Source organism: Pseudomonas sp. LB1P83 (assembly GCF_054897885.1).
This window is the reverse complement of sequence record NZ_CM142709.1, coordinates 919,070-929,761: the sequence shown is the minus strand read 5'-3', so window position 1 is coordinate 929,761 and position 10,692 is coordinate 919,070. Positions and strand designations below refer to the sequence as shown.

Here is a 10,692-nt window from a genome sequence, read left to right as displayed (position 1 = left end):
GTTAAACCTTGTGCGTTCGAGCTAGTCTGAAGAGTAAGCCGTACAACGGCTTGCCGCCGACCATTGGCGGACACTCACACCGCCTGCCACGAGCAGGAGCGCAATGAGGTTTTTATGAAAATCCGCGAACTTGCCCAGCATTGGGAAGAAAACGCCAAGGGTCGCCTGACCGACACCGGTTACAGGATTCATCTGGACATGGAAGCCGCCGCACGGCTGGCGGCGATTACCGAGATGTACCCCAAACGCCAACCCGAAGAACTGCTTGGCGAGCTGATTGGCGCCGCGCTGGAAGAGCTCGAAAAGAGCTTTCCTTACGTGAGAGGATCGACCGTGGTGGCCACCGATGAAGAAGGTGATCCGCTGTATGAAGACGTTGGTCCGACCCCGCGTTTTCTCGCGTTGTCCCGTCGTCATCTGCACGATTTGTCATCCGGTGACGACAAGCAAAAACATTGATTCCCCCCGACCCCCTGTAGGAGTGAGCCTGCTCGCGATTGCGGTTGAACATTCAAAATTTCTGTTGAATGACACACCGCAATCGCGAGCAGGCTCACTCCTACATTAGCTTGCGCACCCCCTTCAAAAATGCGTGTTCCGAGCGTTGAAACGGTCGGGGATACCGCTGCACATCGCCAAAGTTCCCGATCTAGAGCCTTTTCCGCTCGGTCAAAGTTTTTTCGGGCGTTAGGCCATCTTCTCTGAACTTTTGAAAAACGCCTCGGGTCACAGCCATTAACCACGCCTGGGACGGCCGTTTCAGAACACCCCCGGAAATTGACGGTTACGGCTCCTTGCCCAGCATGGATTTTTGAGTTTTTCAGGAGTTTTACCAATGGAGTTGAAGACCATGAAGATCAGCACTGCCAAGTCCTCGTTCAATCACCTGCGCGGTCTGAAACTGGCTGCCCTGGCAATCGGCAGCAGCTTCGTACTGGCCGGTTGCGCGGGCAATCCGCCGACCGAGCAATTCGCTGTGACCCAATCCGCTGTGAATGGCGCCGTCAGCGCCGGCGGCACCGAGTTTGCCGCCGTGGAAATGAAGTCCGCGCAGGACAAGCTCAAACAAGCCGAAATCGCCATGCACGACAAGAAGTATGCCGAGGCTAAGGTTCTGGCCGAACAGGCTGAGTGGGACGCTCGCGTAGCCGAACGCAAAGCCCAGGCACTGAAAGCCGAACAAGCTGTGAAGGACTCCCAGAAAGGGGTTCAGGAACTGCGTCAGGAAAGCCAGCGCACCGTGCAGTAAGCGCGCATCCAGACCTCAGACTTGAAGCTCTTATCGATAAAAAGGACGAATTATTATGCGTAAACAACTGATGATCCCCGCTCTCCTGGCCGCAAGCGTTGCACTGGCTGCCTGCTCCACCCCGCCTAACGCGAACCTGGAACAGGCCCGCACCAACTACAGCGGCCTGCAAGCCAACCCGCAAGCCAGCAAAGTGGCGGCACTGGAAACCAAAGACGCCAGCGATTACCTGGACAAGGCCGACAAGGCTTATCTGGACAAAAAAGATCAGAACGAGGTCGACCAACTGGCCTATCTGACCAATCAGCGTGTTGAAGTGGCGAAGCAAACCATCGCCCTGCGCACCGCTGAAGCCAACCTGAAAAATGCTGCCGCGCAACGTGCCCAGGCCCGTCTCGATGCTCGCGATCAGCAGATCAAGCAGTTGCAGGACAGCCTGAACGCCAAGCAGACTGATCGCGGTACGCTGGTGACCTTCGGTGATGTGCTGTTCGCGACTGACCGTGCAGATCTGAAATCCAGTGGCTTGGTGAACATCAACAAACTGGCGCAGTTCCTCTCGGAAAACCCTGATCGCAAAGTGATCGTCGAGGGTTACACCGACAGCACCGGCACCGCGAGCCATAACCAGTCGCTGTCCGAGCGTCGTGCCGGTTCTGTGCGCATGGCGCTGGTGAAAATGGGCGTTGATCCAGCACGCGTCGTTGCGCAGGGTTATGGCAAGGAATACCCGGTTGCGGAAAACACCAGCACCTCGGGTCGTGCGATGAACCGTCGTGTGGAAGTAACCATTTCCAACGACAACCAGCCCGTGATTCCGCGTTCGGCTGTCAGCTCGAACTAAGCCTCACCTGCTGAAACACAAAAGCCCCGTCTGAGTCGATCAGGCGGGGCTTTTTTATGTCCGCGGTGTGTCTGACGCTCCGCGTTATCGTTCTTCGCGGGCAAGCCTCGCTCCTACGGGATGGTGGAGAACTTGTAGGAGCGAAGCTTACTCGCGAAGGACGCGACTCGGCGTGTCTGACGCTCCGCGTTATCGTTCTTCGCGGACGCCTCGCTCCCACGGGATGGTGGAGAACCTGTAGGAGCGAAGCTTGCTCGCGAATGAGGCGACTCGGTGTGTCTGACGATCCGCGTTATCGTTCTTCGCGGGCAAGCCTCGCTCCTACGGGATCGATTACTGCTCGAGTTTTTGTGGGGTTTCTTCGCCCATGCAGCGCACGGCTTTTTTCTTGCTGTTGATCAATACGCCGGTCAGGCCTTTTTGTTCGGTGTCGAACATCACCAGCACGCCATCGATGCACTGGGCCACTTGCGACGCGGGTTCCAGGGAGACTTTGTAGTCTTCACCCGGCACGGTCTTGAGCATGGTGAAGTCGCTGAGCAGCAGCGCATCTTCAGGTTTGGCGAAGTGCAGGTAGCCGTAGAACCACAGGGCCCCGACGGTGCCGAGGATGCTGCAGATACCGGTGATGATCAGCGGGATGGCGTTACGTTCTTCACTCATTGCGGGCTCTCTGATGGTTCATCTTCTGAATGCTTGGGTGCCGGGTAATTGGGGATTTCACCCAGGCGGCGCAGGCCGTTGAAATGCTGCGGATCGTCGAGATAACGCAGCATCACTTTGCGCCAGACCGGGTCGGCGAATGTCTGCACATGACCACCCCGGGTCAATTGCAGCACGCGCGGCGGCGGCGCAGCTTGATACAGACGGATGCCGTTGGAAAGAGGCACGATCGGATCGTCGATGCTGTGGTAGATCAGTTTCGGCACGCCGTTGAGCTGCGCCATGGAATTGATCGCGCTGTCGCCGTCCGGCACCAGCCAGGATAACGGCACCTGGAACGCCCAGGTCAGCCAGGAATTGCTCAGGGCAAACCGGCCGATGCTGCGATAGCTGGCGGGCACGCCGTCGAGGACGAAAGCCTTGAGTTGTTTCTGGCGCTCGGGATGTTGAACCAGGTAATGCACGGCCATCGAACCACCGAGGCTCTGGCCGAGCAGGATCAGCGGTTTGCCTTTGACCTCGGGTGCCTGATCGAGCCACTTGAACGCGGCGTCGATGTCCTGATAGATCGCCGGCAGACTTGGTTCGCCTTCGGACAGTCCGTAACCGCGATAATCGATCAGCAGGACCTGATAGCCTTCCTCCGGCAACCACCAGCTGCCGCCCAGGTGCATGGGCAAATTACCGCCGTTGCCGTGCAGATGCAGCACCGTGCCCTTGACCTCGACGCCTTTTTTCGCCGGCAGCCACCACGCGTTCAGCCTGAGGCCGTCGGCGGTGGTCAGGGTCACTTCGCGGTATTCGAGCTTGGCTTTTTCCGGGGTGAACAACTGACCGGGTTCGGGGTAGAACAGCAGGGAGCTGCAACCGCTCAGGGTCAGGAGAAGGCAGAGAATGCCGAGGATTCTCATCCGTTGAAACCTCGCGAAAATGGGGGTTGGAATACACCGCTGACCTTGTAGGAGCGAGGCTTGCCCGCGAAGGCGTTGTGTCAGTCAACATACCTGTTGAATGTTATACCGCCTTCGCGGGCAAGTCGGATCGCCGCACCGCTCGCTCCTACAGGTCTTGTGGTGATTACAGGATGTTCGAGTAATCCGCTTCGATCCGGTCCAGGCTCAGGTGGTTGAGGAAGTTGGAGAAGCACATCCACGCCGACAGTGCGTTCAGGTCGCGGAACTGATCCGGCAAATACTTCGGTGGCACCACCAGCCCTTCGTCCACCAACTGGCGCAAGGTCCGCATGTCTTCCAGTGTGGTCTTGCCGCAAAACAGCAGCGGAATCTGCTCAAGCTTGCCTTTACGCACGGCCAACTGAATGTAGTTGTAAACCATGATAAAGCCCTTGAGGTAGGACAAGTCTTTGGTAAACGGCAGACCGGTCGGTATCGAACCACGGAAAACCCGGCTGGCGTTGCCGTAGCTTTCAGCCATTTCGAAGCCTTGTTCGCGGAAAAATTCGAAGACCTGCAAAAAGTCCGCGCCCTCCTCCACCATGTGAATGGCACGGGTGCGGTTGGTCAGTTTGCGCAGGCGGCTCGGGTAGGAAGCGAAGGTGATGATTTCCATCAGGATCGCCAGTCCTTCCTGAGTCACGGTCGACGACGGTGGGCCTTTGGAGAGGAAGGTGCAGATTGGCTGGTTCAGCCCGTTGAGCGTGGTGCCGACGTGCACCAGCCCTTCATGGACCTCCAGGGCGCGCACGTCACGTTCGTTGAACATCGCGTCGGTGCGGATCTTGATGTAGTCGGCGCCGGCCGCCGCATCGGCAACGATACCGTCAGACTCGAACACACGAATGGTTTCCTCGGCTTCGCCAAACACCTTGCTCAGCCGGGTTTGCAATAAATGCACGGCGTCTTTGGCAGTGAGGATTTTCGGCTCGTCCTTCAGGTCACCCCGGCCATCGATGTTGTTCAGGTAATCGGAGAGCATCAGGCCGAGGTCGGACAGGGTCGGGTCACCGGCGTGGAACGCGTCGGACGCGGCGCCGTACAACTCCTGGGAAATCAGCCCGAAATCTTCGGTGCCGCGCGCTTCGAGCATGCGCACCACCATCCGGTACTCCTTGCACATGCGCCGCATGATCTGGCCGACCGGGTTGAACTGGCCGAGCTGACGGGTGATATCACGCTCGATGTTCTGGAATTCCAGTTTCACTTTGCTGGAATCAAACGACAGCGGCCGATTGAGGTAATAGTCACGGTCCACCGCCGGCATTTCCTTGCCCTTGGCCTTGAGGAAATTCTTGCGAATGCTGTCGTCCCACTTGACCGCATCGAGGACGCGAATCGGCGTCTGTGCCAGCACAATGCGATCGGACAAAATGCGTATCGTCTGCTGGTAATCGTCCACCCGAAACTCCTGTAGAAAAACCGTTATGTGCTGGCTTTATTTAACTTCAGCTTTGGCTTTGGCCAGGCGCTGATAGCGCGCCGCCTCGACGAAGACATCGGAATTGGCCGGATCATCGAGGTAAGCAAAGACCTGATCCATGCTGGTGCTGATCAACACGCCGTCGCCATCGTCGGTCTGGAAGCCTTCGCCGCTCAGGACTTTTTGCCCCAGGGCCTGATTGATCTGCTCGAGATCGAGGTTGTAGACCACCAATTCGTGCTTATCGTTGAGTTCAAATCCGAAGAGGGTGAAATGCCCGCCGAATTGCGCCGGGACCTTCGCCGACAGGTACCAGCGACTGCCATGGCGCGATACCGTAAAGGGATAGGCTTCACGCTCTTTGGGCTTGGCCTTGAAGTAGCTGACCGCCTGGTAGCGATTTTCGCCCAGACGCGTCAGTTCAAGGTTCATCGGCTCGCCCCAGGCGTTGGTGCTGGTCCATTTGCCGAGCAGACCTTTGGGCGCGGGGTCGCTGGCGGGCAGTGGCTCCTTGAAGGTCACCAGACAGCCACTGAGCAGCAGGAACGACAAGGCGATCACAACGACACGCCAGGCTTTCATTCAACACTCCCTATGAACACAGTTCCCCGAATGCTCACCGTCCTTGTAGGAGCGAGGCTTGCCCGCGAAGGCGTAGTGTCAGTCAACATACCTGTTGAATGTTAAACCGCCTTCGCGGGCAAGCCTCGCTCCTACAGGGTTGCGGTCAAGCGAGGAGTTACACCGACGCCAATACCAGGTGCATGTAGCGATTGAGGATACCGAGCATTTCGGCTTCGGCGACAGGCTCGGCGTCGTTGAGCAGGCCCTGATATTCCATCCGTCCGATAATCGCCGTCAACACCTTGGCATCCTGTTGCGGTTCGCGCGAACCCAATACCTGGAAAAGCTGGCACGTACCCTGGAGCAGAATTTGCTGATGCGAGCGCACCAACAGCGCCAGGCGCGGGTTCAGCAGCGCTTCCTGGCGGAACGCCTGTTCGGCCATCAGGTGTTCGCGGCGGTTGATCAGTTGCCGGTGAACATAGTCCGCCATCAACCGCGCAATGTCGTCCGCCAGTTGCGAGCGCGACTCGGGGCTGCCGTCGCCGCTGACCACCATCTCGCGCAGCAGGCCTTCGTTGTTGACCCACAACTTGGCCATGAAAGCCGCGCTGCGTTCCACGTATTGGGCGAAGGTATCGGTGAGCAAGTCATCGATATCCTTGAAATAGTAAGTGGTGGCCGACAGCGGCACACCGGCCTCAGCAGCCACCGCGCGATGACGCACGGCCCGCACGCCATCACGCACGACAATGCGCATCGCCGCATCGAGAATGTCCTGTCGACGCTGCTCGCTGCCCTGTCGGCTGGCCTTGCGACCCTGGTACTGAACGCTTTCAGCGACCGCAGTGGCGATGCCCGCTGCACCTTCTTGAGCAATTGCACGGTTCACGACAGGTATTCCTCTCTTACTTCAAAAGTAACCATTTGATACGTTTGTACCAGACAGGCAATAAAAAGCCGCCTGTTATAGGCGGCTTTTTTATTGAAACACTTACGCTTGCGGCCGCATGTGCGGGAACAGGATCACGTCGCGGATCGACGGTGAGTTGGTCAGCAACATCACCAGACGGTCGATGCCGATACCTTCACCCGCCGTTGGCGGCATGCCGTACTCCAGCGCACGAACGAAGTCGGCGTCGTAGTGCATGGCTTCGTCGTCGCCCGCGTCCTTGTCGGCCACCTGAGCCATGAAGCGCTCGGCCTGGTCCTCCGCGTCGTTCAACTCGGAATAGGCGTTGGCGATTTCGCGGCCACCGATGAACAGTTCGAAACGGTCGGTGACGCTTGGGTTCTCGTCGTTACGACGGGCCAGCGGCGACACTTCGAACGGGTATTGGGTGATGAAGTGCGGCTGCTCCAGCTTGTGCTCGACCAGTTCTTCGAAAATCATCACCTGCAACTTGCCCAGACCTTCGAAGCCCAGCACTTTGGCGCCGGCCTTCTTGGCGATGGCGCGAGCCTTGTCGATGTCGGTCAGGTCGTCAGCGGTAAGCTCAGGGTTGTACTTGAGGATCGAGTCGAACACCGACAGACGCACGAACGGTTCGCCGAAGTGGAACACCTTGTCGCCGTACGGCACGTCGGTGCTGCCCAGAACCAGCTGCGCCAGTTCACGGAACAGTTCTTCGGTCAGGTCCATGTTGTCTTCGTAGTCGGCGTAAGCCTGGTAGAACTCCAACATGGTGAATTCAGGGTTGTGACGAGTCGAAACACCTTCGTTACGGAAGTTGCGGTTGATCTCGAACACTTTCTCGAAGCCGCCGACAACGAGGCGCTTGAGGTACAGCTCAGGTGCGATACGCAGGAACATTTCCATGTCCAGCGCGTTGTGGTGCGTCTCGAAAGGCTTGGCCGCCGCGCCACCGGGAATGGTTTGCAGCATCGGTGTTTCGACTTCCAGGAAGTCGCGCTTCATCAGGAAGCTGCGGATGTGCGCAATCACTTGCGAACGCACGCGGAAAGTCTGGCGCACCTCTTCGTTGACGATCAGGTCAACGTAGCGCTGGCGATAGCGCTGTTCGGTGTCGGTCAGGCCGTGGTGCTTGTCCGGCAGCGGGCGCAGCGACTTGGTCAGCAGGCGCACTTCGGTCATTTCAACGTACAGATCGCCCTTGCCGGAACGGGCCAGGGTGCCAACGGCTGCAATGATGTCGCCCATGTCCCAGGTTTTCACCGCGGCCAGGGTTTCTTCGGACAGGGTCTTACGGTTGACGTAGACCTGAATGCGCCCGGTCATGTCCTGGATCACCATGAACGAGCCACGGTTGAGCATGATGCGACCGGCAACCTTGACCGGGATCGCAGCCTCTGCCAGCTCTTCCTTGGTCTTGTCCGCGTACTGTTTCTGCAAGTCTTCGCAGTAGTTGTCGCGGCGGAAGTCGTTGGGGAAGGCATTGCCCTTGGCGCGCTCGGCAGCCAGCTTTTCCTTGCGCAGGGCGATCAGGGAGTTTTCTTCCTGTTGCAGGGCCTGGTCGATTTGTAGGTCGCTCATGTCTTTAAAAATTCCATCACAGGTTCGTTGCCCCCAGCCTGCGGCTGGGGATCGCGGGCAAGCCCGCTCCCACAGGGATCGCGATGTATCAGGCGATCCCGTGTTGCATGTCTTACAGCCCTTGTTTCAGGCTCGCCACCAGGTATTCGTCGATATCGCCGTCGAGTACCTTGTCGCAGTCACTGCGTTCGATGTTAGTGCGCAAATCCTTGATTCGCGACGCATCAAGCACGTAAGAGCGAATCTGGTGACCCCAGCCGATGTCCGACTTGGTGTCTTCCAGGGCCTGGGAGGCGGCGTTGCGTTTCTGCACTTCCTGCTCGTACAAGCGCGCCCGCAACATTTTCATCGCGGTGTCTTTGTTGGCGTGCTGGGAGCGTTCGTTCTGGCAGCTGACCACGGTGTTGGTCGGTACGTGGGTGATACGTACGGCCGAGTCGGTGGTGTTTACGTGCTGACCACCGGCACCCGAGGAGCGGTAGGTGTCGATGCGCAGGTCCGACGGGTTGATGTCGATTTCGATGTTGTCATCGATTTCCGGCGACACGAACACGGCCGAGAACGAGGTGTGGCGACGGTTGCCGGAGTCGAACGGGCTCTTGCGCACCAGACGGTGCACGCCGATCTCGGTGCGCAGCCAGCCAAAGGCATATTCACCCTTGATGTGGACCGTGGCGCCCTTGATCCCGGCGACTTCACCGGCCGACAGCTCCATGATGGTCGCGTCGAAACCGCGTTTGTCAGCCCAGCGCAGGTACATGCGCAGCAGGATGTTGGCCCAGTCCTGGGCCTCGGTACCGCCAGAGCCGGCCTGGATGTCCAGGTAGGCGTTGTTGGCGTCCATCTCACCGCTGAACATGCGACGGAATTCGAGTTTTTCCAGCGACTCGCGCAGGCGCTCGACTTCGGCAGCGACGTCATCGACGGCGGCCTGGTCTTCTTCTTCGGCGGACATCAGCAGCAAATCTTTGGCGTCGGCCAGACCGCTGTGCATTTCGTCGAGGGTTTCGACGATCTGAGCAAGCAGGGACCGCTCGCGGCCCAGTTCCTGAGCGTACGACGGGTTGTTCCAGACAGCCGGATCTTCAAGCTCGCGATTGACTTCAGTCAGACGCTCATGCTTTTGATCGTAGTCAAAGATACCCCCGAATAGTTTCGGAGCGCTCGGACAGGTCCTTGATACTGTTAAGGATCGGGTTGATTTCCATGGCGGGCAGCACTCGTTGGCGAACTTTTGAAAGCCGGCGAGTATAACGTAATCAAGCTGTCACGGCAGCCCGCCTGGCGGCTTTAGGGCGAATGGTTTGCGAACACCTGCAGCAGCGGTCGAGCCCCGCGAGGCCGCGTTCGGCGGCGAAGCCGTCGTAAACCATACAACATGGTCTTTCAGACAAACCGCGTACACAGGACTGGCGAGGACTTCGTCCTCGGACGCGGCCTCGCGGGGCTCGACCGCTGCTACATGGGATCGTATTTCAGCAACGAATTACTCAATCCCCACCTGATTACGCCCATTGTTCTTCGCCAGGTACAGCCCCTTGTCCGCCGCCGAGATCAATTGCCGGCAGTCACTGCCCTGCTGCGGGATCATGGTCGACAGGCCGATGCTAATGGTCAGGCTTGAGCCTTCGCTGGGGAAAATGTGCGGAATCTTCAGCGCTTCCACGGTCATGCGCAGTTTTTCCGCCACCAGCCGTGCGCCACCCGGCGTGGTGTTGGGCAGCACCAGGACAAACTCTTCTCCACCGTACCGGGCCGGCAGGTCCGAAGGCCGGGCGCTTGCGTTTCGAATCGCGGTAGCGACTTTACGCAGGGCTTCATCGCCTTCAAGGTGGCCAAAGCTGTCGTTGTAGGACTTGAAATAGTCGACATCAATCATCAACAGCGACAATTGGCTCTGATCACGCAGCGAACGGCGCCATTCCAGTTCCAGGTATTCGTCGAAATGCCGGCGGTTCGACAGCCCGGTCAAGCCGTCGGAGTTCATCAACCGCTGGAGTACCAGATTGGTGTCGAGCAACTGCTGCTGGCTGACCCGCAACGCGCGGTAGGCCGCATCGCGCTGCAACAACGTCATGTAGGAGCGCGAGTGGTAGCGAATGCGCGCCACCAGTTCGATGTTGTCCGGCAGCTTGACCAGATAATCATTGGCCCCGGCCGCAAACGCCGCGCTCTTGATCAGCGGGTCTTCCTTGGTCGACAGGACAATAATCGGAATGTTTTTGGTCGCCGGATGGTTTCGGTATTCGCGCACCAGGCTGAGGCCGTCCAGACCGGGCATCACCAGATCCTGGAGGATCACCGTCGGCTTGATCCGGATCGCCTGCGCGATGGCCTGGTGCGGGTCGGCGCAGAAGTGGAAGTCGATATTCTCTTCGTTCGACAACCCGCGGCGCACCGCCTCGCCGATCATTGCCTGATCGTCCACCAACAACACCATGGCGGCGTTTTCGTCGGTCTTGAAGTCGTCGAGTTGTAAGTCATTCATGTGCGGTCACCTGA

11 protein-coding genes are annotated in these 10,692 nt (G+C 58.5%); 3 read left to right on the top strand and 8 right to left on the bottom strand.

The window, feature by feature from the left end:
* Positions 1-114 precede the first annotated feature (114 nt).
* The 3 genes from ACYZTY_RS04080 to ACYZTY_RS04070 all read left to right on the top strand — a co-directional run bounded on the left by ACYZTY_RS04080 (position 115) and on the right by ACYZTY_RS04070 (position 2,093).
* The gene (locus tag ACYZTY_RS04080; protein ID WP_461957403.1) at positions 115-459 is read left to right on the top strand and encodes a pilin assembly protein; all 345 of its coding nucleotides are present in this window, start codon (positions 115-117) and stop codon (positions 457-459) included.
* Positions 460-835: 376 nt separating this feature from the next.
* A complete protein-coding gene (locus ACYZTY_RS04075) occupies positions 836-1,249 on the top strand; it encodes a DUF4398 domain-containing protein (protein WP_131063158.1) in 414 nt (137 codons plus the stop codon).
* Positions 1,250-1,304: 55 nt separating this feature from the next.
* Entirely contained in the window at positions 1,305-2,093 is a 789-nt protein-coding gene (locus ACYZTY_RS04070; protein ID WP_461957402.1) for an OmpA family protein, read from the top strand.
* Between the two features lie 333 nt (positions 2,094-2,426).
* On the opposite strand, the gene ACYZTY_RS04065 is transcribed toward ACYZTY_RS04070, so the two are convergent.
* The 8 genes from ACYZTY_RS04065 to ACYZTY_RS04030 form a co-directional block, all read right to left on the bottom strand.
* On the bottom strand, positions 2,427-2,756 hold the full coding sequence (locus ACYZTY_RS04065) for a hypothetical protein (RefSeq protein ID WP_461957401.1): 330 nt from the start codon (positions 2,754-2,756) through the stop codon (positions 2,427-2,429).
* The gene (locus ACYZTY_RS04060) at positions 2,753-3,667 is read right to left on the bottom strand and encodes an alpha/beta hydrolase (protein WP_461957400.1); all 915 of its coding nucleotides are present in this window, start codon (positions 3,665-3,667) and stop codon (positions 2,753-2,755) included. Before ACYZTY_RS04060 ends, ACYZTY_RS04065 begins: the two co-directional genes overlap by 4 nt.
* A 166-nt stretch (positions 3,668-3,833) precedes the next feature.
* Positions 3,834-5,111 carry a flavohemoglobin expression-modulating QEGLA motif protein gene (locus ACYZTY_RS04055; protein WP_461957399.1) on the bottom strand — a complete coding sequence of 426 codons (1,278 nt, stop codon included), beginning with the start codon at positions 5,109-5,111 and terminating at the stop codon, positions 3,834-3,836.
* Between the two features lie 36 nt (positions 5,112-5,147).
* On the bottom strand, positions 5,148-5,714 hold the full coding sequence (locus ACYZTY_RS04050) for a hypothetical protein (protein ID WP_461957398.1): 567 nt from the start codon (positions 5,712-5,714) through the stop codon (positions 5,148-5,150).
* A 157-nt stretch (positions 5,715-5,871) separates the two neighbouring features.
* Positions 5,872-6,588 (bottom strand): TetR/AcrR family transcriptional regulator, encoded by a 717-nt coding sequence (locus ACYZTY_RS04045; RefSeq protein ID WP_461957397.1) that lies wholly within the window; start codon positions 6,586-6,588, stop codon positions 5,872-5,874.
* A gap of 102 nt (positions 6,589-6,690) precedes the next feature.
* Entirely contained in the window at positions 6,691-8,190 is a 1,500-nt protein-coding gene (lysS, locus tag ACYZTY_RS04040; RefSeq protein WP_461957396.1) for a lysine--tRNA ligase, read from the bottom strand.
* A gap of 112 nt (positions 8,191-8,302) precedes the next feature.
* A protein-coding gene (gene prfB, locus ACYZTY_RS04035; protein ID WP_102593528.1) for a peptide chain release factor 2 occupies positions 8,303-9,398 on the bottom strand; the annotation gives its coding sequence in 2 pieces (ribosomal slippage) (positions 8,303-9,325 and positions 9,327-9,398; 1,095 coding nt in all).
* Between the two features lie 278 nt (positions 9,399-9,676).
* Positions 9,677-10,678 carry a diguanylate cyclase domain-containing protein gene (locus ACYZTY_RS04030; protein ID WP_461957395.1) on the bottom strand — a complete coding sequence of 334 codons (1,002 nt, stop codon included), beginning with the start codon at positions 10,676-10,678 and terminating at the stop codon, positions 9,677-9,679.
* Between the last annotated feature and the right edge of the window lie 14 nt (positions 10,679-10,692).

Coding starts and splice junctions, on each gene's coding strand:
- ACYZTY_RS04080 (WP_461957403.1), top strand. CDS start 115: ATGAAAATCCGCGAACTTGCCCAGCATTGGGAAGAAAACGCCAAGGGT.
- ACYZTY_RS04075 (WP_131063158.1), top strand. CDS start 836: ATGGAGTTGAAGACCATGAAGATCAGCACTGCCAAGTCCTCGTTCAAT.
- ACYZTY_RS04070 (WP_461957402.1), top strand. CDS start 1,305: ATGCGTAAACAACTGATGATCCCCGCTCTCCTGGCCGCAAGCGTTGCA.
- ACYZTY_RS04065 (WP_461957401.1), bottom strand. CDS start 2,756: ATGAGTGAAGAACGTAACGCCATCCCGCTGATCATCACCGGTATCTGC.
- ACYZTY_RS04060 (WP_461957400.1), bottom strand. CDS start 3,667: ATGAGAATCCTCGGCATTCTCTGCCTTCTCCTGACCCTGAGCGGTTGC.
- ACYZTY_RS04050 (WP_461957398.1), bottom strand. CDS start 5,714: ATGAAAGCCTGGCGTGTCGTTGTGATCGCCTTGTCGTTCCTGCTGCTC.
- lysS (WP_461957396.1), bottom strand. CDS start 8,190: ATGAGCGACCTACAAATCGACCAGGCCCTGCAACAGGAAGAAAACTCC.
- ACYZTY_RS04030 (WP_461957395.1), bottom strand. CDS start 10,678: ATGAATGACTTACAACTCGACGACTTCAAGACCGACGAAAACGCCGCC.